Source organism: Acidovorax sp. 100 (assembly GCF_003688355.1).
Classification (GTDB): Bacteria; Pseudomonadota; Gammaproteobacteria; order Burkholderiales; family Burkholderiaceae_C; genus Acidovorax; species Acidovorax delafieldii.
Genome location: NZ_REFD01000001.1, coordinates 4,159,011 through 4,184,258 on the forward strand (window position 1 = coordinate 4,159,011; position 25,248 = coordinate 4,184,258).

The window sequence follows — 25,248 nt, forward strand, 5'->3', positions numbered from 1 at the left end:
TGACAAGACCGACCGACAGGAGACTTCCCCATGCATGCCTGGCTTTGCACCAACCCCACCGGCGTCGAAGCGCTCACCTGGACGGAGCTGCCCACCCCCACCCCCAAGGCGGGCGAGGTGCTCATCGAAATCAAGGCAGCCAGCCTGAACTTCCCCGACCTGCTCATCGTGCAGAACAAGTACCAGATGAAGCCGCCGCTGCCCTTTGTGCCCGGCTCGGAATACGCGGGCGTGGTGGCCGCTGTGGGCGAAGGCGTCACGCACCTCAAGGTCGGCCAGAACGTGGCCTGCCTGTCGGGCACCGGTGGATTCGGCACCCACACCGTCGCCCCGGCCGCCCTCTGCATGCCCCTGCCAGATGGCTTTTCGCATGTCGATGCGGCCGCATTCATCATGATCTACGCCACGTCGCACCACGCACTGGTGGACCGCGCCCAGCTCAAGGCGGGTGAGACCGTGCTGGTGCTTGGCGCCGCCGGCGGCGTGGGCACGGCGGCCATCCAGATCGCCAAGGCCATGGGCGCACGCGTGATCGCTGCGGCCTCCAGCGACGAAAAATGCGCGCTGTGCACCTCCATCGGGGCCGACGCGACCATCAACTACAGCAAGGACAACCTGCGCGAGGCCATCAAGACCCTGACGGACGGCAAGGGCCCCGATGTGATCTATGACCCGGTGGGCGGCGACTTTGCCGAGCCCGCCTTCCGCTCCATCGCATGGCGCGGCCGCTACCTGGTGGTGGGGTTTGCGTCCGGCCCCATTCCGGCCCTGCCGTTCAACCTGGCGCTGCTCAAGGGGGCCTCCATCGTGGGCGTGTTCTGGGGCGAGTTTTCCAAGCGCGAACCCAAGGCCAACGCCGCCATGATGGGCGAGCTGGCCCAGTGGTACGCCCAGGGCAAGATCAAGCCCGTGATCGACCGCACCATGCCCATGGCCGAACTGCCCGCCGCCTACGCGCACATGGGCTCACGCGGCGTGATGGGCAAGCTGGTCATGGTGAACTGACGCCTGGCCGCGCCGCCTCGGAACGTACGGCAGGCCACGTCGCAAAGCCGCCACCACGTTCCCGGCTGGCATACCCGTGTGGCGCGGTATGCCAGCCCCTTCCAGGCCTTGCCTGTGTCACACTTGCGTATTCCAGCCCCTCTGACACTGGTGCCCCTCCATGGCCGACCGACCACCTTCCGAGATCGCGCGCGAGACGCTCAAACAACTGGCCGCACGCCGACTGGCCCCCACGCCAGACAACTACCTTGCGATCTACGATGAAATAGCGGGCATCCGCAGCCCGCAGCCGTTCCCGGAAGGGCCGCTGAGCAGCATCCAGCGGGTGCTGCCCGGCCAGACACCCGCGCAAAAGCGCCTGCTGGGACAGTTCGAACGCGCCATCATCACCAAGGACTGGACGTCGCTGCAAAGCGTGATGGTGGGGTATGCCAATCTCGGGCTGCACCCGGCCACGGCGTCCAAACCCATCGAGGTGGCCGACGCCCCCACCGCGCTGGGCGAACTGCCCACCGAGTTTGCCGAGGCCCTGGCCCGCCTGATCGACAACACCCTGCCCGCGCTGGGCGACGACGACCCCCGCGTCATCGACATGGCGCAGCAGCTCATCACCTTTTTGCGCGAGCCCGCCCCCCTGGTGACCACCGCGCAGCTCATGCTGGGCAACTTCAGCTACCGCCTGTCGTTCGCCACCGAAGAACAAGCCTCCATCCGCACCAGCCTGCTGGAGCTGCTGCACATGATCTTCGAGAACATCGCCGTGCTCAGCGTGGACGACCGCTGGCTGCAGGGCCAGGCCGAGGCGCTGATGAGTGCCTCGACCCCGCCGCTGACGCTGCGGCGGCTGGACGATGTGCAGCGCCGGCTCAAGGACGTGATCTTCAAGCAGACCGAAGCCAAGGCGCGGTCGCTGGAGGCGCAAGAGCAGATGAAGGAAATGCTGGCCACCTTCATCGAGCGGCTGGCGCGCATCACCGCATCCAGCACCAGCTACCAGGGCACCATGGAGCGCTGCGCCGACCTGATCGGCAAGGCCAGTACCCTGCAGGAGATCGCCCCGGTGCTGCAGGAAGTGATGAGCGCCACCCGCGCCATGGCGCTGGACAGCCGCGTGACGCACGACGAACTGCAAGACCTGCGCGAGCGCACCGAGGCCAAGCGCGCCGAGGTCGCCAAACTGCAGGAAGAGCTGGACCGCGCCAGCGCCCAGGCGCGCCACGACCCGCTGACCGGCAGCCTCAACCGCAAGGGCCTGGACGAGGCCGTGGAACGCGAAATCGCCCGCGCCCGCCGCCTGGGCTCGTCACTGTGCCTGGCACTGCTGGACGTGGACAACTTCAAGACCATCAACGACCGGCTGGGCCATGCCGGGGGCGACGCAGCCCTGGTGCACCTGGCACAGGTCACGCGCGAAGTCATGCGGCCGCAGGACCTGTTGGCCCGCTATGGAGGCGAAGAGTTCGTGATCGTGCTGCCCGACACCACGGTCGAAGCCGGCGTTGCGGCCATGACCCGCTTGCAGCGCGAGCTGACCACGCGCTTCTTCTTGCAAGGCACCGAGAAGGTGCTTATCACCTTCAGCGCGGGCGTGGCCCAGTTGAGTTACAGCGAGAGCGCCACCGACGCCATCGTGCGGGCCGACCAGGCGATGTATCTCGCCAAGCGCTCGGGCAAGAACCGGGTGATGGCGGCTTGAGCAGGAACACCCCCCTGAGGCGCTGCGCGCCTTCCCCCCGCTCTCGCAGCGCTACGCGCTGCGGGCAGGGGGACGCCGCCAGCGCGGCGGGGCGGCCCTTGCGCGGCGGCCACTGGTCTGGGTTGCGTCAGTTTCTGAGCACGGCGCCCGACGCAAAGGGCAGCTGAATTGACATCCGAGCAAAGACGGCAGTTCCTGCGCAATGCAGCTCTGGCTGCCTCCGTCGCCACCCTCCCCCGCTGGGCCTGGAGCAACCCACCCGCGCTGCAAACCAACCCCTTTGCACTGGGCATCGCCAGCGGCGACCCGACGCCTGATGGCGTGGTGCTTTGGACGCGGCTCGCACTGACTGATCCGGCGCAGATGTTGGCCACACACACCGTGCGGTGGGAGGTGGCACACGACGCAAGCTTTGCCCAGATCGTGCAAAAGGGCGAGGCCCCCGCGCTGCCCGCGCTGGGCCACAGCGTGCATGTGGAGTTGCAAGGCCTGCAACCCGCACGCTGGTACCACTACCGCTTCATGCTGGGCGACGCAGTGAGCCCTACGGGCCGCACGCGGACCGCGCCTGCGGCGGGCGACCTACCCGGGGCGCTGCGGGTGGCGTTTGCCTCGTGCCAGCGCTGGGAGCATGGGCACTACGCGGCCTGGCGCCATCTGGCCGCCGACCAGCCAGACCTGGTGCTGTTCCTGGGCGACTACATCTACGAATACGCCACCCCCAAAACCACCACCGACCTGGCGCGCACCCACAGCCTGCGCCACGCCACCACGCTGGCCGACTACCGCGACCGCTACGCCCTGCACAAAAGCGACCCCGCCCTGCAGCTGGCCCACGCCACCTGCCCCTGGGCCGTGACCTGGGACGACCATGAGGTGCAAAACGACTACGCCGCCGATGCAGGCCGCGGCGAGGCTGCGGGCAGCGCCGCCTTTCTGGCCCAGCGCAGCGCGGCGTGGCAGGCGTTCTACGAAAACATGCCGCTGAGCGCGGCCAGCCTTCAGCGCCCCGCGTCCACCACGGGCTGGGACGCTCTGCAAATCTACCGCCGCCTGCGCTGGGGCCGGCTGGCGCACATCCACCTGCTCGACAGTCGCCAATACCGCAGCTGGCAAGCCTGCCGCACGCCCGACGCCGGCAGCGCACCCGCTGTGCGCCCCGCCGACTGCGCCGAGCTGGCCCAGCCACAGCGCAGCCTGCTGGGCAGCGCGCAAGAGCGCTGGCTGGACGCAGGCTTGGCCGCTGATGCAGCGAGCGCACAGGCCACGCGCTGGAGCGTGATCGCGCAGCAGACGCTGTTCTCGCCGCGCCATTACCCATCCGGCACTGTGCCCACAGACGCCTGGGACGGCTACCCCGCCGCACGCCAGCGCCTGCTGCAATCCGTGGCCCGGCACGCGCCGCGCAATACGGTGCTGCTGGGCGGCGACATCCACCAGAACTACGTCTGCCGTGTGCATGCCGATGCCGCGCGCGCCGATTCGGCCGTACTGGCCAGCGAGTTCTGCGGCACCTCCATCAGTTCGCGGTCGGGCACCACACAGGCCAAGGTGGACGCCATCGTCCGCCACAACCCGCATGTGCTACTGGCACGCTGCGACCAGCGCGGCTACGGCCTGACCGACATCACCCCCGCGCGCTGGGCCACCACGCTGCGCGTGGTGGACGACCCGTTGCGCGCTGACAGCGGCGCATTCACGCTCGCCCGGTTTGTGGTGGAAGACGGCCGCGCGGGGCCCCAGGCGGCCTGAGAGGGCGTGGCGCAAGCCTCCAGGCCCGGGGGCCCCTTGTCACTACGCCGCACCAGGGCTCAGAGATGACCAGAGAACAGCCGCTGACGGTCGGTAACAACTATCTTTTTGATAGCTGCTCAGGCATATTGCACTAGCGCTACCACCACAAAATACCTTCAATCGCTGCGCAAACCCCTCCAGCAGCCCCTGGCACGCCCTCGCAGGCTGCAGCAAGGCCCCTTACCATGGCCGCTTCGCTGCTTGCACCCACAGGAGACCCGCATGTCCCCCACTGCCCTGCCTGCCACGCCGCCCCTGCGCCGCCCGTTCAGTCACAACCTGCTGGCCCCTGCGGCCCTTGCCACCCTGGTGGCCCTGGCGGGCTGCGCCAGCGCTCCCTCCCAGTTCGCCTACACCGTGCCCCCCCAGCCCGAGGGCTCGTCCGGCTACACCGAAAAGCCGGGCTGGGCCACCGAGAAGTTCGCCGTGGCCGCTGCTAACCCGCTGGCCACCGACGCGGGCTACCAGATCCTCAAGGCTGGCGGCTCGGCCGTCGACGCGGCCATCGCCGTGCAGATGGTGCTGACGCTGGTGGAGCCCCAGTCCAGCGGCATCGGTGGCGGCGCCTTTCTGCTGCACAGCAACGGCAAGGTGGTAGAGGCCTACGACGGCCGCGAGACCGCGCCCGCTGCTGCCGATGAAAAACTCTTCCTGGGCGCCGACGGCAAACCCGTGCCGTTCTACGATGGCGTGGTGGGCGGCCGCTCGGTGGGCGTGCCCGGCACCGTGCGCATGCTGGAGATGGCGCACAAGCAGCACGGCAAGCTGCCCTGGGCCACGCTGTTCCAGCCCGCCATCACGTTGGCCGAAGGCGGCTTCAAGGTCAGCGCGCGGCTCAACACCCTGGTCAAGGCCGACGCCCACCTCAAGAAGGACCCAGTGGCCGCCGCCTACTTCTACAAGGCCGATGGCGACGCACGCGATGTGGGCGTGAACCTGCGCAACCCCGAGCTGGCCGCCGTGCTGCGCCGCATCGCCGCCGAAGGCAGCAAGGCCCTGCACGAAGGCGAGATCGCCCAGGCCATCGTCGACAAGGTGCAAAAACACCCCACCAACCCCGGCAAGCTCAGCCTGGCCGACCTGGCTGGCTACCAGCCCAAGAAGCGCGATGCGCTGTGCCACGACTACCAGGTGGCCAGCAAGGACTACCGTGTGTGCGGCTTTCCGCCACCCAGCTCCGGGGCCATCGCCATCGGGCAGATCCTGGGTATCCTGAAGAACACCGACGCCGCCGCCAAGCCCCTGCAGGACGGCCTGCCCAGCGCGGACTGGCTGCACCTCTACACCGAGGCCGCCCGCCTGGCCTTTGCCGACCGCGCCCAGTACGTGGCCGACCCCGACTTTGTGCAGCCCCCCGACGGCAGCTGGACCAGCCTGCTCGCGCCCGCCTACCTGGCCGACCGAGCCAAGCTCATCGGCACGCAGAGCATGAAGGTCGCCCAGCCCGGCAACCCCGGCGATGTCAAGACGGGCTTTGCGCCCATGCCCGACCAACCCGAATACGGCACCAGCCACATCAGCATCGTCGATGCCTTTGGCAACGCGGTGGCCATGACCACGACCATCGAAGACCAGTTCGGCGCACGGCAAATGGTGAAAGGCTTCCTGCTCAACAACGAACTCACCGACTTCAGCTTTGCCCCCACCGACGCGCAAGGCCAACCCATTGCCAACCGCGTGCAGCCCGGTAAGCGCCCGCGCTCGTCCATGTCGCCCACGCTGGTGTTCGACAAAGCCACGGGCGAGCTGCTGATGAGCGGCGGCAGCCCTGGCGGCGCAGCCATCATCCACTACACGGCCAAGACGCTGTATGGCGTCTTCAACTGGGGCCTGATGCCCCAGCAGGCCATCAACCTGCCCAACTTCGGCTCGATGAACGGCCCCACGCTGCTGGAAGAAAAGCGCTTCCCACCCGCCACCGTCGAAGCCCTGCGCGCGCGGGGCGCCGAGGTGCGTGAGATGAACATGACCAGCGGCCTGCAAGCCATCACGCGCGGGCAGGCACATGGCAAGAAGCTGTGGCTGGGGGGCGCGGACCCACGGCGTGAGGGTGTGGTGATGGGCGACTAAAGGCCGCCCTGCGCGGCCTATAAAAGGGCTACACGCCGAGTGCGCTGCCGCCTGGGCGGGCATGGCGTGCGCCAAGGACAGACCCGGCTACATTCTTGCCCCATGGATCTCCGAAGCCTGCGCTACTTCATCGCCGTGGTCGAGGCCGGCAGCCTCTCGCGGGCGGCTGGCAGCCTCTACATTGCCCAGCCGGCACTCACCGCCCAGATCAAGAAGCTGGAGTCAGAGCTGGGCGCGCAATTGCTGGAGCGCTCGCACATCGGCGTCACCCCAACACAGGCCGGCGTGCAGCTGTACCAGGATGCTAGGCGCCTGCTGAGCGACGCGTCTGCGATGCGCGAACGCATTCAGCGTCTGCCGCAGGGGCCGGAGGGATCGGTCACGATTGCCGTGCCGTTTCTGCTGTCATCGCTGCTCATGGGCCCGTTGCTGGCGCACCTGAAGGACACGCACCCGCGCATTCGGGTGTTCGTGCTCGACGACCTCAGCCTTATGGTCAGGAAAGCCATGCTGGACCGGCGTGCGGACATCGGCGTTCTGGTCGACGCCGCGCAGGTGGAGGGCCTGCACTGCCGTCCCCTGGTGCGCGAGGCCATGTACTTTTGCGGGCACGACCCCGGCGGCACGGTGCGTGCGCTGCTGCGGCCAGTGCCTGACGCAGCAGCCACGGCCAAAGCGCCTGCTGCGCGCCGGGCTGGCGCGCGTGCCACGGCAGCGCGCGCCGCCAGCCCCACCATGCGCCCCACCATCGACTTTGCCGATGCGGCCGCACAGCCCCTGGTGCTGCAGTCGCGCCGCTACACCATCCGCCAGCGGGTCGAAGAAGCCGCCGCCGCGCGCGGTGTGGCCCTGAACATCGCCCACGAACACGACTCCGCGCGGGTGATCCGCTCGCTGTATGCGTGCGGGGGCGGCTTCACCTTCACCCCTGCCTGCGCGCTGGGGGATGCCCCTGCCTCTGGCACCGACTGGATGGTGGCCCGCGTGGTCAACCCGGAGATGACGCGCAGCTACACCCTGGCCACCGCTGCGGACCGCGAGGTGGACGGGGTGATGCAGGTGGTGATGGACGCGCTGGAGGCCGTGGTGCAGAAGCTGGTGGCATCGGGCAGGTGGGAGGCCGCAGTGTGACCCGAGTGACCGCAGTGACCTTGCTCGAATCCGCGCAGTACCAGGACGACGCCGCAGCCACGTTTGCCGCGGTGGCTGCCCAGGTGGCTGCAATCGTGCCGCAGGCGCGCATCGAACACATCGGCGCCTCGTCCATTCCCGGCGCAGTCTCCAAGGGTGACCTCGATATCTGCGTGCTGGTGCCGCCGCAAGACCATGCACCGGGCGTGGCAGCGCTCGAAGCCGCAGGCTGCAGCGCCAAGGCCGACACACTGCGCGCGCCCGATCTGTGCATGCTGCTGTGGCCCGGCGCCACGATGGACGTTGCACTGCAGGTGGTGGCCTGCGGCTCGCCGTTCGAATGCTTTCTGCACTTTCGCGATGCCTTGCGCGCCGACCCCGCCCTGGTGGCAGAGTACAACCGGCTCAAGCAGCGATTCGCATCTGAGGGGATGGACCGCTACCGCGAGGAGAAGGCACGCTTCATCACGCAGGTGCTGCGGGCGGCGGGCAAGCCCCTGGCTGCCGACTGATCACATTCCCATAAAGGCTCTAACGATTCCGCTTCAGGAGACACCGCCATGGCATCCAAAACCATTTCATCGTCCCAACCCGCCTCCACCCTCATCGATCAGCGCATCGCAGACCTGGCCGACTGGCGCGGACCGGTGCTGGCACGCATGCGTGCGCTCATCCATGAGGCCGCCCCCGGCGTGGTGGAAGAGTGGAAGTGGATGGGAACGCCCGTATGGTCGCTGGGCGGCATCCTCTGCACCGGCGAGAGCTACAAGGCCGCAGTGAAGCTCACCTTTCTGAAGGGTGCCTCGCTGCCGGACCCGGCGCGGCTGTTCAACGCCAGCCTGGACGGCAATGCGCGGCGCGCCATCGACATCCACGAGGGCGATGTGGTGGATGCAGAGGCGTTCAAGTCGCTCATCCGCGCGGCAGTGGCACTCAACGCCGCCAAGCCCGCCAGATCCGCCGCCAAAAAGCCCGCCACCCGGGCGAAGGCGGCATAACACTGTCGCGGCCGCGCACGCAGCGTGTGCGGAAGGCACGCTACGGCACGGGCATCAATTTCAGTGATGCCTGCCCATCAGCAATCGGTATTTCCCTGATACCCCGTCTTCTGGAACAGTGACCCCATGCCCCGCGCTCGACGGGGCCAGTGTTTCAGGAGACAGCCATTACCACCTCGCCCCCCATTCCCCCGCGCGTGGTCGCCAACGTCGGCGCCCTCGTGGCGCGCAGCGCCCGTGCCCATGCCCGCCGCATGGCGGTCAAGAGCCCCGCACGCAGCATCACTTATGCCGATCTGGAGCAGCGCACCAACCGCCTGGCCAACGCCTTGCTCGGCCTGGGCCTGCAGCGCGGTGACCGCGTGGGCATCTACCTGCCCAACTGTGTCGAGGTCGTCGAGATCGAGATCGCCTGCTACAAGGCCGGGCTGATCAAGGCGCCGTTCAACGCCCGGCTCTCGCCCACCGAGGTCGGCGCCATTGCCGCCAACAGCGGTGCGGCGCTGATCGTGACCACCGCCGAGCGTGCCGAGACCATCCGCCCGCATGTGGAGCAATGCATGCCCGGCGCCATGCCCTGGCTGCTGCTGACCGACGATGCGGGCCCCGCAGGGTATGAAGCGGCACTGGCCCAGGCCAGCGACACATTCACCCCGGTGGTCGTGTGCGAGGACGAAGTCGCCGTGCTGCACTACACCTCGGGCTCGTCCGGCGTGCTCAAGGCGGCCATGCAGACCTTCGGCAACCGCCTTGCGCAGCTGCGCAAGTTCCTCACGCGTTCGGACGGGCAGCAGCCCGGCCACATCCTGGGGCTGGTGGGCCCGATCACCCACGCATCGGGCATGCAGATGGTGCCGGCGCTGTGCCAGGGGGTCACCATCCGCCTGTTCAACGGCTTCGAGCCCCCGCGCTTCATCGCCGACATGCGGGCCGACCGCGTGACCCACACCTTCATGGTGCCCACCATGATCAACATGCTGCTGACCGAGCTGGAGGGCCAGTACCGCCCCCTGCCCGACCTGCTGCGCCTGGGCTACGGCGCCGCCCCGATGGCGCCCGCGCGCATCCTGCAGGCCATGGACGTGTTCGGGCCCATCCTGCAGCAAGGCTACGGCGCGGGCGAGACGACCTCGGGCGTGTGTGGCCTGTCGGTGGAGGACCATCTGTTTGCCCGCGCTGCGCGGCCAGAGCGCCTGGCATCGTGCGGACGGCCGTTTCTGGAATGCGATGTGCAGATCCTGGGCGACGACGGCCAGCCCGTGGCCACCGGCGAGATCGGCGAGATCGTGGTGCGTGGCGACGACATCTTTGCGGGCTACTGGCGCGCCCCCGAGCTGACGGCCGAGGTGCTCAAGGACGGCGCGTACCACACGGGCGACCTGGCCCGCATGGATGACGAGGGCTACGTCTACATCGTGGACCGCAAGAAAGACATGGTGATCAGCGGCGGCTTCAACGTGTACCCATCGGAGGTCGAGGCCGTGCTGTACCAGCACGATGCCATTGCGGACGCCTGCGTGTTCGCCGTGCCCGATGACAAATGGGGCGAGGCCGTGGCCGCGCACGTGGTGCTCAAGCCCGGCCGCGCGGCCGGCGCTGACACCACCGCTGCGATCGACGCGTTCTGCGCCCAGCACCTGGGCGGGTTCAAGCGGCCACGGCGTATTGAGTTCGTCACCACCCTGCCCAAGAACCCCAACGGCAAGGTGATGCGCCGTGCCGTGCAGGCCCCGTACTGGGAAGGGCGTGGGCGGATGGTGAATTAGAGGGCATCCCCCTGAGCGGCTTTGCCGCCTCCCCCTTCTCTCTTGGCGCTGCGCGCTGCGAGAAGGGGGACGACGCCATCGCTGCGGGGCGGCCCTTGCTCGGCGTCTCTCGCCTGGGCCTGCGCCAGTTTCCAGAGCCCGCTGTCACAGCCAACGACAAGGAATCCTGACATGAACAACGACATCACATCCCCCCTCCCAGCGCCGCTGTTTCCCGGCATGCCTTTTGAAGGCTCGCCACAGGCGGCCGAGCTGATTGCGCGCATCAACGAGTTTCTGTATGGCGAGCTGGCCGCGCTGGCGCGCGAGCATGGCATCGACCACGAGCACGCGCCCGACAAGGCCTTGCTGCAGCAGGTGTGGAAGCGCTCGCACGCTTTAGGCTTTTACGGCATGACGCTGCCGCAGAAGATGGGCGGCCTGGGCCTGTCCACGCTGGACCATGTGCTGGTCAAGGAAGCCATCTACGCCAGCGGCTCGCCGTTCGCCCCCCATGTGTTTGGCGAGCTGAGTGGCCCGCCACGCGTGGGCGCGCTGGCGCGCATGGCCACGCCGCACCAGATGCAGCAGTTCATCCTGCCGGTGGCCCGGGCCGAGATGGCCATCTGCTTCGCGCTGACCGAGGCCGAGGCTGGATCGGACGCTGGCAACGTGCAGACACGCGCCGTGCGCGAGGGCGACGACTACGTCATCACGGGCACCAAGCGCTTCATCTCGGGCTCGCCGTTTGCCGACTACGCGGTGCTGATGGCGTCCACCGCCACACACGACGCCCCCGATCCGAAAAAGCGCGAGGTCACGGCCTTCTTTGTGGACCTGCATGCGCCCGGGGTGCGCGTGGAGTCGGGCTACAAGACCATGGCGGGGCAGACGAGCACGGGCAACATCGTGCTGGAGGGCACGCGCGTACCCGCCGCCAACCTGATCGGTGAGGCCGGGCGCGGCCTGGCGCTGGCGCTGGGCCGCATCAGCGTGAACCGGCTGCTGCACTGCCCCGCCATGCTGGGCCTGGCGCAGGTGGCCCTGCGCGATGCGCGCGACTACGCACAGCAGCGCCACCAGTTCGGCCGCGCCATCGGGCAGTTCCAGGCCATCCAACACATGCTGGCCGACATGGCGACCGACTGGGCTGCCGCGCGCGGGCTGATGCTGGCCACGGCCCGCGCGATTGATGCGGGCGCCGAGCCACGCGCCGAGTCCTCCATGGCCAAGCTGTTCTGCTCGGAGGCGGCCTTTCGCATCGCCGACCGCGCGGTGCAGATCCACGGCGGCGAAGGCATCGTGCAGGGCCGGCGCGTGGAGTTCCTGTTCCGCATGCTGCGCATGTACCGCGTGCTCACCGGCACGAGCGAGATCCAGCGCAACACCATCGCGAAAGAACTCATGGCATCCCCCTGAGCGGCTGCGCCGCCCACAGCGCGCCAAAACAACCCTCACAGAAAATGACACGGAGACAAGACAAGACATGACCAATCAACCCATCCCCCACCTGCGCCGCCGCGTACTGCTCGCTGCAAGCCTGCTGCCACTGCTGGCCAGTACATCCACCATGGCCGCCGAGCCGTGGCCCGCGCGCCCCATCAAGTGGGTGGTGCCCTACCTCGCCGGCACGGGCCCGGACACCACGGCCCGCATCGTGGCCGAAGCGGTGTCGAAGGAGCTGGGCCAGCCCGTGGTCATCGAAAACAAGGGCGGCGCAGGCGGCAACCTGGGTGCGCGCCAGGCGGCCAAGGCCGCGCCCGACGGCTACACCTGGGTGTACTCCGCCTCACCCATGGCGGCCAGCATGCGCATGTATAAGCAGCCCGGCTACGACGCACTCAAGGACTTTCGCCATGTGATCGGCCTGACGAGTTCGGACACGGTGGTCATCGTCCACGCGCAAAGCGACATCCGCAGCTTTGCCGACCTGCTGGCGCGCCTGCGTGCGCAGCCCGGCAAGCTGGACTACGCGTCGGGCGGTGTCGGCACGCCCTCGCACCTGGGGGTGGAGATGGTGCTCAGCGTCAGCCAGGCGCAGGCCACGCATGTGCCGTACAAGGGCGCGTCGGAAATCGTCAATGCGGTGCTGGGCCAGCAGGTGGCCTTTGGCGCGCCCATCACCGCTGTGGCGTACTCGAACATCGTGGCTGGCAAGCTGCGCGCATTGGCCGTGACCGGGCCCGCGCGCAACCCCAAGCTGCCCAGTGTGCCCACGCTGGCCGAGGCGGGCCTGCCCGGGGTGGAGCTGACCTCGTGGGGCGGTGTCTCCGTGCCCACCGGCACGCCCGATGCCATCGTGTCCCGCGTGCGCGCCGCGTTCGAAGCCGCCTTGCGCCAGCCCACCGTGGTGACCGCGCTCGAAGAGCAAGGCGGCATGGTCAACCCGCAAGACGGCGAGACCTTCACACGGGCCTTCGGCAAGGAAATCGGCTTCACCGAGGCGATGATGAAACGCATCAGGCTGGAGCCGATGTGATAGCGCGAAGGGGTGAGCGCGCCCACGTGCGCGGGCCCTACCCGTCCGTACCAGGCAACGCATTACTTCAATTTTGATAGCTGCCAGCGCATATAAATTGTGCGCGTGAGGCCTTTTTCATCTCAAAAAGGTTCCAAACCCCCATGCGAAACCTCCCAACGCTTGCGGCACTCGCCTTGCCACTCCTGCTGGGCCTGGCACCTGCAACCTTTGCGCAGGTGGCCGATGTCCGGCAGGACGCAACAGCCGCCACGCGTGCGCGCCAGGCCGCATCCCTGGGCACACTGGACGTGAACGCGCCCGCCAGCTTCGAGGACGCGCGCCGGGGCCTGATCGCCACGCCCAGAGGCCAGGTGCGCAACGCGCAGGGCCAGGTGGTGTGGGACTTTGATGCGCTGCAGTTTGCGCAGGGCGAGGCCCCCGACACCGTGCACCCCAGCCTGTGGCGCCATGCGCGCCTGAACCAGACGCCCGGCCTGTACCAGGTGCGTGAGGGCATCTGGCAGCTGCGTGGGTTCGACTTGGTCAACCTCACGCTCATCCAGGGCCGCACGGGCTGGATCGTGGTGGACCCGCTCACCACGCAGGAGACGGCGGCGGCCGCCCTCGCCTTCGCGCGCCAGCACCTGGGCGCGCAGCCGGTGTCGGGCCTGGTGTTCACGCACAGCCATGTGGACCACTTCGGCGGCGCATTGGGCGTGCTGACCGCGCAGGACGCCAAGGCACGCAGCGTGCCCATCGTGGCACCGGTGGGCTTCATGGAGGAGGCGACCAGCGAGAACCTGCTGCTCGGCCCCGCCATGTCGCGCCGCGCGGGCTTCATGTATGGCAGCCAGTTGCCACGCGATGCGCGCGGCGTGGTGGACAACGGCCTGGGCATGGCCGTGGCGGTCGGGCGCATCGGCATCCTGCCGCCCACCGTGCTCATCGACCAGCCCACGCAGGCGCTCGACATTGATGGCGTGCGCTTCGTGTTCCACAACGTGCCAGGCTCCGAAGCCCCGGCCGAGATGGTGTTCGAGCTGCCCGACCTGCGCGCGTTCGGTGCGGCAGAACTGGTCTCGCAGACACTGCACAACCTCTACACCCTGCGCGGCGCCAAGGTGCGCGACGCGCTGGCGTGGTCGCGCTACATCGACAGCGCCCTTGCGCACGCACGCCGTGCAGATGTGGTCTTCCTGCAGCACGGCTGGCCCGTGTGGGGCCGCGAGCGCATCGACACCTTCTTGACCACGCAGCGCGACACCTACCGCTACCTGCACGACCAGACGGTGCGCCTGCTCAACGCCGGGCAGACACCCGGCGAGATCGCCGAGGCCGTGCAACTGCCCTCCACGCTGGCGGCGCAGTGGGCATCGCGCGGGTACTACGGCACTGTCAAACACAACGTGCGCGCGGTGGCGCAGTTCTACCTGGGCTGGTTCGACGCGCACCCCGCCACGCTCGACCCGCTGCCGCCTGTGGAGGCCGCGCGCCGCTACGTGGCCCTGGCAGGCGGCGCGGACGCTGCAGTGACCGCCGCGCGCCAGGCCTTTGACGCGGGCGACTACCGCTGGGCGGCCGAGCTGCTACGCCATGTGCTGCTGGCGGACAGCAACAACGCTGCGGCCAAAGACCTGATGGCGCGCAGCTTTGAGCAGATGGGCTACGCCGCTGAATCGGCGCCCTGGCGCAACTTCTACCTGACAGGCGCGCAGGAACTGCGGCATGGCACTGCACAGCGCAACGCTTCAGGCCCGCGCGCTGCAGTGGCCGACATGCTCATGCAGACCCCCATCCCGCAGTTCCTCGATGCAATGGCCGCCTCGCTCAACGGCCCGCGCGCGGACGGCGTGCGCCTGGCCGTGGCACTGCGCTTTACCGACGCCGAAGAAAACCATGGTCTGTGGCTTGAGAACGCGGTGCTGCACCACCGCCCGGGCACACCACCCTGGCCCGCCGACGCCACGCTGCTGCTTACCAAACCCGCCTTCCTGCGCCTGATGAACGGCCAGGCCACACCGCAGGAGCTGGCCGCCTCTGGCGCGCTGCGCATGGAAGGCGATGCGCAGGCCCTGCGGCAGCTGATGGGCATGCTGGACAAGCCGGTGCGTGACTTTCCGATCATGACGCGGTGATTTGAATGAAACAGGCCGATAGCGCCTATACATAATGCGCTTAATGCTCCCAAATTAGGAGCACAACACCAGAGCCATCCCTCGATGGCTGGCTCCTCCTCAGCCCGGCGAACCTGCGACACCCCCATCGGCCAGCGGGCTCAGTGCGGTGTCGATGCTGAAGCGATTCTTGCCCGCCTGCTTGGCCGCATACATCGCAGCATCGGCCTGGGCGAGCAGCGCATCGGCATCGGTGCCATGGCGCGGGTAGAGCGCCGCGCCCACGCTGGCCGAGATGTGCGCAACAGCCCCCTCCAGCACAAAAGGCTGCTCCATCGCAGACAGCACCTTGCCCGCCACGACCTCGCAGTGGTCTGCCCGCTCGATGGTGGCCAGCACGATGCCGAACTCGTCGCCGCCCAGGCGCGCCACGGTGTCTTCGGCGCGCACGCAGTCTTCCAGCCGCCGTGCCACCTGCTGCAGCAGCAGGTCGCCTGCTGCATGGCCCCACTGGTCGTTGACGGACTTGAACCCGTCCAGGTCCACATAGAGCACTGCGGCGTGCCGCCCGTGGCGCCGGGCCGTTTCGAGCACACGCGCCAATCGGTCATGGAACATCACGCGGTTGGACAGGCCCGTGAGCGCGTCGTGCAGCACATCGTGCGACAGGCGCATCTCCAGCTCCTTGCGCGCGCTGATGTCCTGCGTCACCACCACCAGAAAGTCCGGGTGACCCTGGGCGTCCTTGACGAGGCCCAGCGCTTCGTACACCCACAACAGGCCGCCGTCCTTGCGCCGGTAGGCCTTTTCCATCTCGGGAGAGAACACGGGCGAGTGCGTCACCAGGCGCCGCGCCAGAAAGCGGCGCAGGGCTTCACGCTCGCCCTCGTCGCTCAGCGCAAACAGGTCGCGCTGGCGCAGCTCCTCCAGCGAATAGCCCAGCATGCGGCAGAACTTGTCGTTGGCACGCAGGATGCGGCCTTCGGGCGTGATATGGGCGATGCCGGTAGCCGCCTGGTGGAAGGTGGCGCGGAACAAGCCTTCGCTGGACGCCAGGGCATCGGCCACGGCCCGCTGGCGTGCCAGCACCACAATGAGCAGCGCGCCAAAACACAGCAGCGCCACACTGGCCCCCGCCGCCAGGGCGAGGTAGTCAACGCGCCGCTGCATCACCGGCGCCAGCACCTCGTCGGAGGTCGACCCCACCGTCACCATCAACGGGTAGCCCGCCATGCTGCGGTAGCTCAGGATGCGCGGCACACCGTCCACCGCGCCGTTCTCATCGATCAGTTCGCCTTCAGGGTCTTGCGCGCGGAGTTGAAACCAGGGCAGGCCCCGCGCATCGCCACCGAAGCTGATCTTGCCCCCGGCCTTGCGGCCGCGCACCACGCCGTCCAGCCCTGTCAGCTCCAGCAGCCCCTGTGCACCCAGGTCGGCCTGGCGGTAAAAGTCGGTGAAGTTCGTCGGGTCCACCGACATCACCACCACACCACCAAAGCGGCCTCCCTCACTCACGATGCGCAGCGCCATCGGAATGCGCCACTGCCCCGACACACGGCCCAGCACAGGCTCGCTCACAAACAGGTCATCGCGATCGCTGGCACGCAGCGCCTTGAAAAAGGCGCGGTCGCTGTAGTTGACAGCCCCGGTCTCCTGGCTGCTGCTGACGATGTCGCCCTGCTCGTTCACCACGCTGATGATGGTGAACATGGGCTCGCGGATCACCCCCCGCTCCACCCAGTCGCGCAGGTCGATATCGGTGCCCTGCTGCAGGTACTGCTCGCGCACAAAGGCGGCGACCTGCTCGGCCGCCTTGAGGGTGCGGAACACCTGCTGCTCGAAGGCGATGGCCAGGTTGGCGTTGGACTGCATGGCGGAGGCCACGGCCTGCTCGCGCTCGAACGCCACACGCTGCAGCGTGACCAGCCACAAGCCCGCCACGGCAACGATGCAGCCCAGCGCAATCGCCAAGCTCAGCGGCGTGACAAGGCGATAGCGGCGACGCGGGGCCCCGGCCTCAAGACGGTCGTCCGCGTCCGGTGGCCGCGTGGTGTCATCTTTTTGGTGCATGCCCCTCCCAATGTAACGGGGCATGTGCGGCAAGTCGACAACAGGATGGCCACCGGGCGCGGCCCACGCAAATGGAACCCTACGCGAGCCGCGCCAGCACCTTGGGCAGGCTGGCCACCAGCATCGCCACGCCCGACAAGGTCAACATGCCCAGCACGATCTGCCGGAACCGCGCATCGCTGATACCGTGGTACAGCCGCGCTCCCAGCAGCACGGGCACCAGCATGGCGGGCACCACAATGGCCAGCAGCGGCAGTGCCTCGCGGGTGACCAGACCGGTGGCCAGGTAGGTGATGAAGGTCACCAGCAGCATGGCCAGGTTGAAGTTCTGGATGATGGCGCGCTGCACGTCCTTGTCCAGACCGCGCAAGGTGCACCACAGGGTGGGCAGCACGCCGGTGAAGCCGCCCAGGCCGCCCATAACGCCGCCGGCCATGCCCACCAGCGCGTCGGCCACGCGCCCGCCGCGCGTGATGCGGGGCAACTGCTTGGCCATCAGCATCGCCGGGCACCACAGCACCAGCAGCGTGCCCAGGATGACCTTGAACGCGTCCATGTCCAGCCGGGGCAATACGGCCACGCCAATGGGGATGCCCACCAGGCCACCCAGCACAAAGGGCAGCAGGCGCGCCCGGTCAAACCCCCGGCGCACCGTGGCCGCCGCCACCAGCTGGCCGGTGAGCGCGCCGCACACCGCCAGCAGCGCGGCCAGGCGGGGCTCCAGCGTCCAGGCCCAGAACGACATGGCGACCATGCCAAAACCAAAACCCGACAGCCCCTGCACAAACCCGGCGGCCACTGCGCCCAGGGCCACGATCAACAGCACGGAATCCATGTCTCCCCCTCACTTGGTGTGAACGCGCGCGTGAGTGGGCTTCACGCCCCACGGAGCTCCACGCTCCTCACGCATCTGCGCGTTCGGCCGGTGAGCCCATGAAGCGCAAGCCCTGCGCGCCCAGCCGCCATTGTGTGCGCTTGCGGCAGGGGCAACGCTGTGGCGACGGATCGCGGTGCCGGCTCAATACAGCGTGGCCTGCTGGCGCGCAGGCAGTTCGCGGTCGTAGGCAGCGCCGTCAAATGCGCCCTGTGTGATGGACGCCAGGATGGCGCCCGGGGTGGGCACGGGGCGCGGGGTGCCGGGCGGCACGGCATGCCACAGGCGCGAGCGCTGGATGGCGCGCGCGCACTGGAAGTACACCGCCTGCACATCGACCACGATCACACACTTTGGCGGCTGGCCGTTGACCACAAAACGCGCCAGCAGGTCGGGCGCGACGCTGATGCGCGCGTGGCCGTTGACGCGCAGCGTCTCGCCCACGCCGGGGATGAGGAACAGCAGCGCCACGCGCGGGTCGGCCACGATGTTGCGCAGGCTGTCGGCGCGGTTGTTGCCACGGCGCTCGGGCAGCAGCAAGGTCTTGTCATCCAGCAGTTGCACAAAGCCGGCGGGGTCACCGCGCGGCGAGGCATCCAGCCCGCCGGGGCCGGTGGTGGCCAGCACGGCAAAGGGCGACGCCGCGATCATGGCGCGGTAGGCGGGGTGCACATACGGCAGCTCTTTGTGGACGGAGGCATCGCTCAGCGTGCCCAGCAGGGCCTCCAGGCGTGGCAGGGTGTCGATGGCGTGCTCGTCGCGGGCGGGGGTCATGGGGCGGCTTCCTTCGGGTGGGTGGGCAAGGGAGCGGCCATGGTGTAGCAGGCCTGCCGCGCTGACAAACGACTTTGCAGCCGGTCATGCGTGCAAAAAATGCACGCATGGGTTTGGCGAAGGACTGCCTGCGATGGCTTCGCCACAGGACCGCGCCAGCAGCAACAGAAGCGGCGCGCACCCAGCCCACCGGCCAGACGCGCGCCGCCCCATCGTTCAGCGCGCCGGGCGCAGCTTGACGCCAGGGAAGTCCACCGGCACGGCCAGCGCCACGTTCACATAGTTGGTGAACAGGTTGAGCGCCACATGGGCCACGATTTCGACGATCTGCTCGTCGTTCACGCCCTGGTCGCGCAGGGCCTGCACATCGGCCGCATCGACCTGGCCGCGTTCGTTGACCAGTTGCAGCACAAAGCGCAGCACGGCGGCCGTGCGCGGGTCGGCCGATTCGCCCGCCTGCGCGGCGGCCAGGGCCTCGCCACTCACGCCCGCCTTGCGGCCCAGTGCGGTGTGGGCGGCCAGGCAGTAGTCGCAGGCATTGCGGTTGGCCACGGCCACGGCGATCTGCTCGCCCAGGGCGGCGCCGATCACGCCGCCGCCCAAGGCGCCAAACGCACCCCACATGCTTTGCAGCGCAGCGGGCGAGTTGGCCACGGCGCGGAACATGTTGGGCGTGGCGCCAAAGGCTCCGTGGACCTGGTCGAGCACGGCGCGCACAGTGCCGGTGGCGGCGGTGCGGTCGACGAGGGGGACGCGGGCGACGGAAGAAGAAGTAGCGGACATGGTGTGTTCCTTGAAGGTCATGAAGGGTTGGTGAGAACTTGTGCCTGTTCTCGGCACCCCTGCAGTGTCCGGCGCCAGCGCGTACCATTTGGCACATAAAATCCATAATTCATACCCAATAATCCAAAACCATGCCACCAAGCGTTCCTACACCCGCGCAGGCCTCCACCCCGCTCGACCGGTTGTCGCCGCTGCTGGAGCGGTTTCGGGTGCGGGCGCACCTGTTCCACAACGGGCCGCTGTGCGGCGTGACGCACTTTGCGGCGGCGCCGGGCCGGGGCTTTTTGCATGTGCTGCGCCAGGGCGAGATGGTGGTCACGCACCAGCCCCAGGCCGGCCCGCCCGAGCGGCTTCAGGTGTGCGAGCCCAGCCTGCTGTTCTATGCCCGGCCGCTGGAGCACTTCTTTCACAACGCGCCCACCGAGGGCTCGGACTTCACCTGCGCCGCGCTGGACTTCGACGGCGGCGCCAGCCACCCGCTGGCCCGCGCCCTGCCGCCGCTGGTGGTGCTGCCGCTGGGCGCGGTGGACGGGCTGCAGCAGTCGCTGGACCTGCTGTTTGCCGAGACTGACCGCCTGCGCTGCGGCCACCGCGTGCTGGCCGACCGCTTGTTTGAAGTGGTGCTGCTGCAGTTGCTGCGCTGGCTGCTGGACCACCCGCAGCAAGCACAGATGCCCCCCGGCCTGCTGACGGGCCTGGCCGACCCGCAACTGTCGCGCACGCTCACGGCCCTGCACGAGGCACCCGGCGAGCCGTGGAGCCTGGCGCAGATGGCCCAGCAGGCGGGCATGTCGCGCAGCGCGTTTGCCGCCCGCTTCAAGGCCGTGGTGGGGGACACGCCAGCCGACTACCTGGCGCACTGGCGGCTCACGCTGGCGCAGGCGCATTTGCGTGCGGGCCGGTCGCTCAAGTCCATCGCCCATGAACTGGGCTACGCCAACCCCTCGGCGCTGTCGCGCGTGTTTGCGCAAAAGCTGGGGATGTCAGCGCGGGACTGGCGGGAGGCGGTGGACGAAGGGCGTTGACACCCAGCCCGGGCAGCGCCGCAGGGGCACCCAGGAGCCCCTGGCCCCGGTTTTCAAACCAAAAGCGGCGGATGCGCTAGTGGAATATGCACCGGCAGCTATTAATTACATAGCAAATAGCCACCCACCGCGCGCGCCCCCTCCACGAGGCGCGTCACGCCTTCTCAGACGTTGATGGCCGCTGCCGACCCGGCCTGCTTGCGCAGCTCAAACTTCTGGATCTTGCCGGTGCTGGTCTTGGGCAGCTCGCCAAACACCACGGCGCGTGGCACCTTGAAGCCCGCCAGGTGCTTCTTGCAGTGCGCCACGATGTCTTCGGGCGTGGTCTGGGCACCGGCCTTCAGCTCTACAAACGCGCAGGGCGTCTCGCCCCACTTGGGGTCGGGCTTGGCCACCACGGCAGCGGCCAGCACGTCGGGGTGGCGGTAGAGCACGTCTTCGACCTCGATGGACGAGATGTTCTCGCCACCCGAGATGATGATGTCCTTGCTGCGGTCCTTGATCTTGATGTAGCCGTCGGGGTACTGCACGGCCAGGTCGCCGCTGTGGAACCAGCCGCCCGCGAAGGCCTCGTCGGTGGCCTTGGGGTTCTTGAGGTAGCCCTTCATGGCGATGTTGCCCTTGAACATGATCTCGCCCATGGTTTCGCCGTCCTGCGGCACGGGCAGCATGGTCTCGGGGTCGAGCACGCGCACGTCGCGCTCCAGGTGATAGCGCACGCCCTGGCGGGCGTTGAGGCGGGCGCGCTCGCCGATGTCCAGGGCATCCCAGGCCTCGTGTTTGGCGCACACGGTGGCCGGGCCGTAGACCTCGGTCAGGCCGTACACATGGGTCAGGTCAAACCCCATTTTTTCCATGCCTTCGATCATCGACGCTGGTGGCGCTGCGCCCGCCACCATGGCCTTGACGCCGGATGGCACACCCGCCTTCATCGCCTCGGGCGCGTTGACCAGCAGCCCGTGCACGATGGGCGCGCCGCAGTAGTGCGTGACGCCGTGCGTGCGAATGGCGTCGAAGATGGCCTGCGCGTCCACCCGGCGCAGGCACACGTTGACGCCTGCGCGGGCCGCAATGGTCCAGGGAAAGCACCAGCCGTTGCAGTGGAACATGGGCAGCGTCCACAGGTACACCGCGTGTTTGGGCATGTCCCACTCCAGCACGTTGCTGATGGCGTTGGTGGCGGCGCCCCGGTGGTGGTAGACCACGCCCTTGGGGTTGCCGGTGGTGCCGCTGGTGTAGTTGAGCGCAATCGCATCCCACTCGTCGGCAGGCAGGCTCCAGGCAAAGGTGGCGTCGCCACTGGCCACAAAGGCCTCGTACTCGGTGCCGCCCAGGTTGTGCACGGCGGGGCCGTAGAGCGCGTCCTGCACCTCGATCACGCGGATGGGCGTGGTGCCCGTGCGCAGGGCCAGCGCCTTGGCCATGGTGCCAGTGAATTCCGGGTCCACGATCACGGCCTTGGCCTCGCCGTGGTCGAGCATGAAGGCGATGGCCTCCGGGTCCAGCCGGGTGTTGAGGGTGTTGAGCACCGCGCCCGCCATGGGCACGCCAAAGTGCGCCTCCACCATCGGCGGCGTGTTGGGCAGCATCACGGCCACGGTGTCGTTCTTGCCGATGCCGGCCTGGGTCAGCGCGCTGGCCAGCTGGCGGCAGCGCGCGTAGGTCTGGGCCCAGGTCTGGCGCAGCGCGCCGTGCACGATGGCCAGGCGGTCGGGGTAGACCTCGGCCGTGCGTTCGATGAACGACAGGGGCGACAGGGCGGCAAAGTTGGCTTCGTTGCGGGACAGGTGCTGGTCAAAGATGGAGGTCATGGGTCGGTGCAAGAAGGTGAACTACACACAGCCTAGCGCCGCAGGCTGACACGAAAGCAACACGGGCTGGCGCAAGCGCGGTGTGGACTGCGGTGCGCAGCCTCACAACCTTCGCTTGTGGCTCTGCTTGATGCGGTACATGGCCGCGTCGGCGCTGGCCATGAGTGTGCGCGCATCCTGCGCGTCGCGGGGGAACAGGCTCAGGCCGATGCTGGCGCGCACGGCCAGGGGCTCGCCGTCGATGTCCAGCGGTGGCTCGAACGCGTGCTGCAGCTTGGTCACGATCTGCAGCGCGGCCTCTTCGGAATCCACGTTTTCGCACAGCACCGTGAACTCATCCCCGGCGAGCCGGGCCACGGTGTCCACCTGCCGCACGGCGCCGACGATGGTGCGTGCCACCGCCTGCAGCACCAGATCGCCCACGGCATGCCCACGCGTGTCGTTGATGGCTTTGAACTCATCCAGGTCCACGAACAACAGTGCACAGCTGCGGCCGCTGCGGCGCGACAGCTCCAGCACCTGGGCCAGGCGCTGCTCGAACATGCGGCGGTTGGGCAGGCCGGTGAGTGCGTCGTGGTGCGCCAGGTGGGCCATGGCGTCTCGGCTCAGGTTCAGCTCGGCCAGCTGGCGGCTGATCTGCTGCTCCATGTCCTGGAAGCTGCGGGCCAGCTCGCCCACCTCGTCGCCCCGGTGCACCGGCAGCGCGCCGTGGGCCTCCCCACGCGAAAACGCCTGCGCCGCCTTCACCATGGCCTGGAGCGGCTGGGTCACCAGGCGCGATACCCCAGCCGCCAGGGCCACACCCACCACGCTGAGCACCAGCAGGATCTTGAGGATGCTGCGCCCCAGGTCCAGCACCTCGCCCTGCACCACGGCCAGCGGCTGCGAGAGCCCCACGACCATGAAACGCCCCTCGTCCGCGTTGCCAAAGGGCATGCGCACAAAGGCAAAGACACGCGCCTCCTCGTCGTCGGTGCCGGACTGGCTGAGTACCGCCTCTTCGGCACGGCCATCGACGAGCGCGGCCACCTGCGGGAACGACTCCTGGATCAGGATGCGCTGGCCCCGGTCAAAGCCAAAGGTCTGCGCAGCGTCCGGGTGCACCAGAAAGTCACCCCAGCGGTTGCTCAGATAAAAACCGTAAGGGGTCGGCAGCGCCGCGTTGAAGTTGTGCAGGAACGGCGCGGCCGCCACACGCACCACCACCACGCCCCGCAGCTGCCCCCCCTGCACCACGGGCGACGCCATGTTGAACACGGGCACGGCCGCCTCCTGCGCGGCGTCTTCATGGTTGATGCCGAACTCGGACACATACACCTCCCCATCGGGCAGGCTGAGGGCCTCGAAAACGAACGGAAAGTGCGACTTCTCCTGCAGCTGGTCATCGGGCACGCGCACCAGCTTGTCGCCCTGGCGATCGATGCGCACCAGCTCCAGCCCGTAGTCGCTGGCGCTGATGAAGCGGATCTGCAAATAGGCGGGATGGGCCTGCAGGTTGGCCTTGAACAGGTCGGCCAGCCGTCCCTGGTCTTGTTCGACGGCAGCGGCGTCGGCCAGAAAGGCCGTGTCGCGCGCCACCGTGCCAAAGCCCGCCTGCATGTGGCGCGCCAGCACCTGCGTGGTGGCCAGCAGCGAGCGCTCGGCCCGCCCCTGCAGGCGTTCGCGGCTCGAGTCAAAGGTGTAGTAGCCCGCCAGAATGGCCGCGAACACACTGAACGAGGCCAGCAGGGCCCCCAGCCTCAGCGCGATGCTCCATTTCACGCGTGCCATCGGTCAGAACCGGTTGGGTCGGTCGCCCGACACGATGCGTTGCCAGAGGCGGGCGCGCAGGGCTTCGTCTTCCACCGGCTCCAGCCACACGATGGGGCCCATGGTCCCCCCGGGCACATCGCCCGCCAGTGCTGGTGGCTCGTCCAGGGTGTTGGCCAGCCCTTGGCGCCGCGTGAACTCGCGGCTCACGGCCGGGTCGAGCATGTAGTTGATCCACTCGGCAGCCAGCGCGACCTGGGTGGAGCGGCGGGTGATGGCCCAGCAATCCAGCCAGGCGAGCGCGCCCTCCTTGGGCACAACGTAGCCCACATCCAGCCCCGCATCGCGCAGCTGCTTGAGCTGCTGCTGGCCGTAGTTGGCGTGCATTACCGCCACCTTGTGCTTGCGAAACAGCTCCACCGACTCCTCGGGCAGGCTGTAGAACGACCGCACATTGCGCCGCAGGGCCACCAGGTCCTTGGCCAGCGGGCTGAAACGGGCGGGGTCGATGCGAAACGGCGGCAGGCCCCGGCGCATGGCGGCCAGCGAAAATCCGTGGCTGCTGCCGTCAAACGCCAGCACCTTGCCCTGCCAGCGCGGGTCCCACAGCACGGCGATCGACTGCGGTGGCGTGCTGAACTGCTGGCGGTCGTACACCAGCCCCATCTCGGAGTAGGTGAAGGGCATGGCATAGACCTCGCCCCGCCAGCCAATGCCCGAGATGGTGTGCAGCTGGCGAAACCGGGGCAGCTGCCCGGCAGTGTTGCGGATGTTGCTCAACGGCAACGGCGCGAGCTTGTCATGGAGGATCAGCCGCGCAATTTCCGCCGTGTTGGCAGCCACCAGGTCAAAACCCGGCCCGTCGGTGCTGTCCATCTTGGCGCGCAAGACGTCGTCCGACGCCACGATGGTGATCTCCACCTTGACCCCATGGCGCTTCTCGAACACCGCGACAAAGTCCGGGTCGGCATAACCCGGCCAGGCCAGCACCCTGAGGACCGTCGCGGCCTGCGAGGCCCCCGGCAGCCATGCGAGTCCCGCCAGCGCGAACAGCAGCACGGGCAGGCTGGCGCGCCACCCGTGCAGCGCCCTACCCGCCAACGCCCGCCCACATGCCGCGAACCCCATGCCAAAAGCCTTTCCAGCAA

19 protein-coding genes are annotated in these 25,248 nt (G+C 68.3%); 12 read left to right on the plus strand and 7 right to left on the minus strand.

Annotated elements, in window-relative coordinates; translation table 11 throughout:
* The first annotated feature begins 30 nt into the window (after positions 1-30).
* The 11 genes from C8C96_RS19105 (at position 31) to C8C96_RS19160 (ending at position 15,035) form a co-directional block, all read left to right on the plus strand.
* Entirely contained in the window at positions 31-1,005 is a 975-nt protein-coding gene (locus C8C96_RS19105; protein WP_015013403.1) for an NADPH:quinone oxidoreductase family protein, read from the plus strand.
* A 160-nt stretch (positions 1,006-1,165) separates the two neighbouring features.
* Positions 1,166-2,701 (plus strand): diguanylate cyclase, encoded by a 1,536-nt coding sequence (locus tag C8C96_RS19110; RefSeq protein WP_121943305.1) that lies wholly within the window; start codon positions 1,166-1,168, stop codon positions 2,699-2,701.
* Positions 2,702-2,869: 168 nt separating this feature from the next.
* Complete coding sequence (locus C8C96_RS19120) at positions 2,870-4,453, plus strand: alkaline phosphatase (RefSeq protein ID WP_121943306.1); 1,584 nt, start codon at positions 2,870-2,872, stop codon at positions 4,451-4,453.
* A 264-nt stretch (positions 4,454-4,717) separates the two neighbouring features.
* A complete protein-coding gene (locus C8C96_RS19125; RefSeq protein WP_199737497.1) occupies positions 4,718-6,565 on the plus strand; it encodes a gamma-glutamyltransferase family protein in 1,848 nt (615 codons plus the stop codon).
* A gap of 102 nt (positions 6,566-6,667) precedes the next feature.
* Entirely contained in the window at positions 6,668-7,696 is a 1,029-nt protein-coding gene (locus C8C96_RS19130) for a LysR substrate-binding domain-containing protein (protein WP_121943307.1), read from the plus strand.
* 14 nt (positions 7,697-7,710) lie between these two features.
* A complete protein-coding gene (locus C8C96_RS19135) occupies positions 7,711-8,208 on the plus strand; it encodes a GrpB family protein (RefSeq protein ID WP_158605773.1) in 498 nt (165 codons plus the stop codon).
* Positions 8,209-8,256: 48 nt separating this feature from the next.
* Positions 8,257-8,694 (plus strand): DUF1801 domain-containing protein, encoded by a 438-nt coding sequence (locus C8C96_RS19140; protein ID WP_121943308.1) that lies wholly within the window; start codon positions 8,257-8,259, stop codon positions 8,692-8,694.
* A gap of 197 nt (positions 8,695-8,891) precedes the next feature.
* Positions 8,892-10,460: an AMP-binding protein gene (locus C8C96_RS19145; protein ID WP_199737498.1), complete on the plus strand. Its 1,569-nt coding sequence runs from the start codon at positions 8,892-8,894 to the stop codon at positions 10,458-10,460.
* A 171-nt stretch (positions 10,461-10,631) separates the two neighbouring features.
* Positions 10,632-11,858: an acyl-CoA dehydrogenase family protein gene (locus C8C96_RS19150; protein ID WP_121943309.1), complete on the plus strand. Its 1,227-nt coding sequence runs from the start codon at positions 10,632-10,634 to the stop codon at positions 11,856-11,858.
* 67 nt (positions 11,859-11,925) lie between these two features.
* Positions 11,926-12,918, plus strand: coding sequence for a tripartite tricarboxylate transporter substrate binding protein (locus C8C96_RS19155; RefSeq protein WP_121943310.1), 993 nt, complete (start codon positions 11,926-11,928; stop codon positions 12,916-12,918).
* 143 nt (positions 12,919-13,061) lie between these two features.
* Positions 13,062-15,035: an alkyl/aryl-sulfatase gene (locus tag C8C96_RS19160; RefSeq protein ID WP_121943311.1), complete on the plus strand. Its 1,974-nt coding sequence runs from the start codon at positions 13,062-13,064 to the stop codon at positions 15,033-15,035.
* Between the two features lie 99 nt (positions 15,036-15,134).
* Here the strand turns inward: C8C96_RS19160 and C8C96_RS19165 are convergent, their stop codons facing one another.
* The 4 genes from C8C96_RS19165 to C8C96_RS19180 all read right to left on the minus strand — a co-directional run bounded on the left by C8C96_RS19165 (position 15,135) and on the right by C8C96_RS19180 (position 19,515).
* The gene (locus tag C8C96_RS19165) at positions 15,135-17,084 is read right to left on the minus strand and encodes a diguanylate cyclase domain-containing protein (RefSeq protein ID WP_121943312.1); all 1,950 of its coding nucleotides are present in this window, start codon (positions 17,082-17,084) and stop codon (positions 15,135-15,137) included.
* A gap of 79 nt (positions 17,085-17,163) precedes the next feature.
* On the minus strand, positions 17,164-17,919 hold the full coding sequence (locus C8C96_RS19170) for a sulfite exporter TauE/SafE family protein (RefSeq protein ID WP_121943313.1): 756 nt from the start codon (positions 17,917-17,919) through the stop codon (positions 17,164-17,166).
* Between the two features lie 183 nt (positions 17,920-18,102).
* Positions 18,103-18,732: a pyridoxamine 5'-phosphate oxidase family protein gene (locus C8C96_RS19175; RefSeq protein WP_056743484.1), complete on the minus strand. Its 630-nt coding sequence runs from the start codon at positions 18,730-18,732 to the stop codon at positions 18,103-18,105.
* Positions 18,733-18,948: 216 nt separating this feature from the next.
* The gene (locus tag C8C96_RS19180; RefSeq protein ID WP_056640097.1) at positions 18,949-19,515 is read right to left on the minus strand and encodes a carboxymuconolactone decarboxylase family protein; all 567 of its coding nucleotides are present in this window, start codon (positions 19,513-19,515) and stop codon (positions 18,949-18,951) included.
* Positions 19,516-19,646: 131 nt separating this feature from the next.
* Between C8C96_RS19180 and C8C96_RS19185 the strand changes: the two genes are divergently transcribed.
* Positions 19,647-20,540 carry an AraC family transcriptional regulator gene (locus C8C96_RS19185; protein WP_121943314.1) on the plus strand — a complete coding sequence of 298 codons (894 nt, stop codon included), beginning with the start codon at positions 19,647-19,649 and terminating at the stop codon, positions 20,538-20,540.
* A 164-nt stretch (positions 20,541-20,704) separates the two neighbouring features.
* Here the strand turns inward: C8C96_RS19185 and C8C96_RS19190 are convergent, their stop codons facing one another.
* From C8C96_RS19190 to C8C96_RS19200, 3 genes are all read right to left on the minus strand, one after another.
* Positions 20,705-22,351, minus strand: coding sequence for an acyl-CoA synthetase (locus C8C96_RS19190; RefSeq protein WP_121943315.1), 1,647 nt, complete (start codon positions 22,349-22,351; stop codon positions 20,705-20,707).
* 102 nt (positions 22,352-22,453) lie between these two features.
* Positions 22,454-24,121 (minus strand): GGDEF domain-containing protein, encoded by a 1,668-nt coding sequence (locus C8C96_RS19195; RefSeq protein WP_233193718.1) that lies wholly within the window; start codon positions 24,119-24,121, stop codon positions 22,454-22,456.
* 3 nt (positions 24,122-24,124) lie between these two features.
* Positions 24,125-25,228 (minus strand): PotD/PotF family extracellular solute-binding protein, encoded by a 1,104-nt coding sequence (locus C8C96_RS19200; RefSeq protein ID WP_370107361.1) that lies wholly within the window; start codon positions 25,226-25,228, stop codon positions 24,125-24,127.
* Positions 25,229-25,248 lie beyond the last annotated feature (20 nt).

Excerpts from the sequence above, each read along its gene's own strand:
- C8C96_RS19160 (WP_121943311.1), top strand. The coding sequence starts at position 13,062 with ATGCGAAACCTCCCAACGCTTGCGGCACTCGCCTTGCCACTCCTGCTG.
- C8C96_RS19200 (WP_370107361.1), bottom strand. The coding sequence starts at position 25,228 with ATGGGGTTCGCGGCATGTGGGCGGGCGTTGGCGGGTAGGGCGCTGCAC.
- C8C96_RS19170 (WP_121943313.1), bottom strand. The coding sequence starts at position 17,919 with ATGGATTCCGTGCTGTTGATCGTGGCCCTGGGCGCAGTGGCCGCCGGG.
- C8C96_RS19175 (WP_056743484.1), bottom strand. The coding sequence starts at position 18,732 with ATGACCCCCGCCCGCGACGAGCACGCCATCGACACCCTGCCACGCCTG.
- C8C96_RS19165 (WP_121943312.1), bottom strand. The coding sequence starts at position 17,084 with ATGCACCAAAAAGATGACACCACGCGGCCACCGGACGCGGACGACCGT.
- C8C96_RS19140 (WP_121943308.1), top strand. The coding sequence starts at position 8,257 with ATGGCATCCAAAACCATTTCATCGTCCCAACCCGCCTCCACCCTCATC.
- C8C96_RS19195 (WP_233193718.1), bottom strand. The coding sequence starts at position 24,121 with ATGGCACGCGTGAAATGGAGCATCGCGCTGAGGCTGGGGGCCCTGCTG.
- C8C96_RS19185 (WP_121943314.1), top strand. The coding sequence starts at position 19,647 with ATGCCACCAAGCGTTCCTACACCCGCGCAGGCCTCCACCCCGCTCGAC.
- C8C96_RS19130 (WP_121943307.1), top strand. The coding sequence starts at position 6,668 with ATGGATCTCCGAAGCCTGCGCTACTTCATCGCCGTGGTCGAGGCCGGC.
- C8C96_RS19180 (WP_056640097.1), bottom strand. The coding sequence starts at position 19,515 with ATGTCCGCTACTTCTTCTTCCGTCGCCCGCGTCCCCCTCGTCGACCGC.
- C8C96_RS19105 (WP_015013403.1), top strand. The coding sequence starts at position 31 with ATGCATGCCTGGCTTTGCACCAACCCCACCGGCGTCGAAGCGCTCACC.
- C8C96_RS19110 (WP_121943305.1), top strand. The coding sequence starts at position 1,166 with ATGGCCGACCGACCACCTTCCGAGATCGCGCGCGAGACGCTCAAACAA.
- C8C96_RS19190 (WP_121943315.1), bottom strand. The coding sequence starts at position 22,351 with ATGACCTCCATCTTTGACCAGCACCTGTCCCGCAACGAAGCCAACTTT.
- C8C96_RS19155 (WP_121943310.1), top strand. The coding sequence starts at position 11,926 with ATGACCAATCAACCCATCCCCCACCTGCGCCGCCGCGTACTGCTCGCT.
- C8C96_RS19150 (WP_121943309.1), top strand. The coding sequence starts at position 10,632 with ATGAACAACGACATCACATCCCCCCTCCCAGCGCCGCTGTTTCCCGGC.
- C8C96_RS19125 (WP_199737497.1), top strand. The coding sequence starts at position 4,718 with ATGTCCCCCACTGCCCTGCCTGCCACGCCGCCCCTGCGCCGCCCGTTC.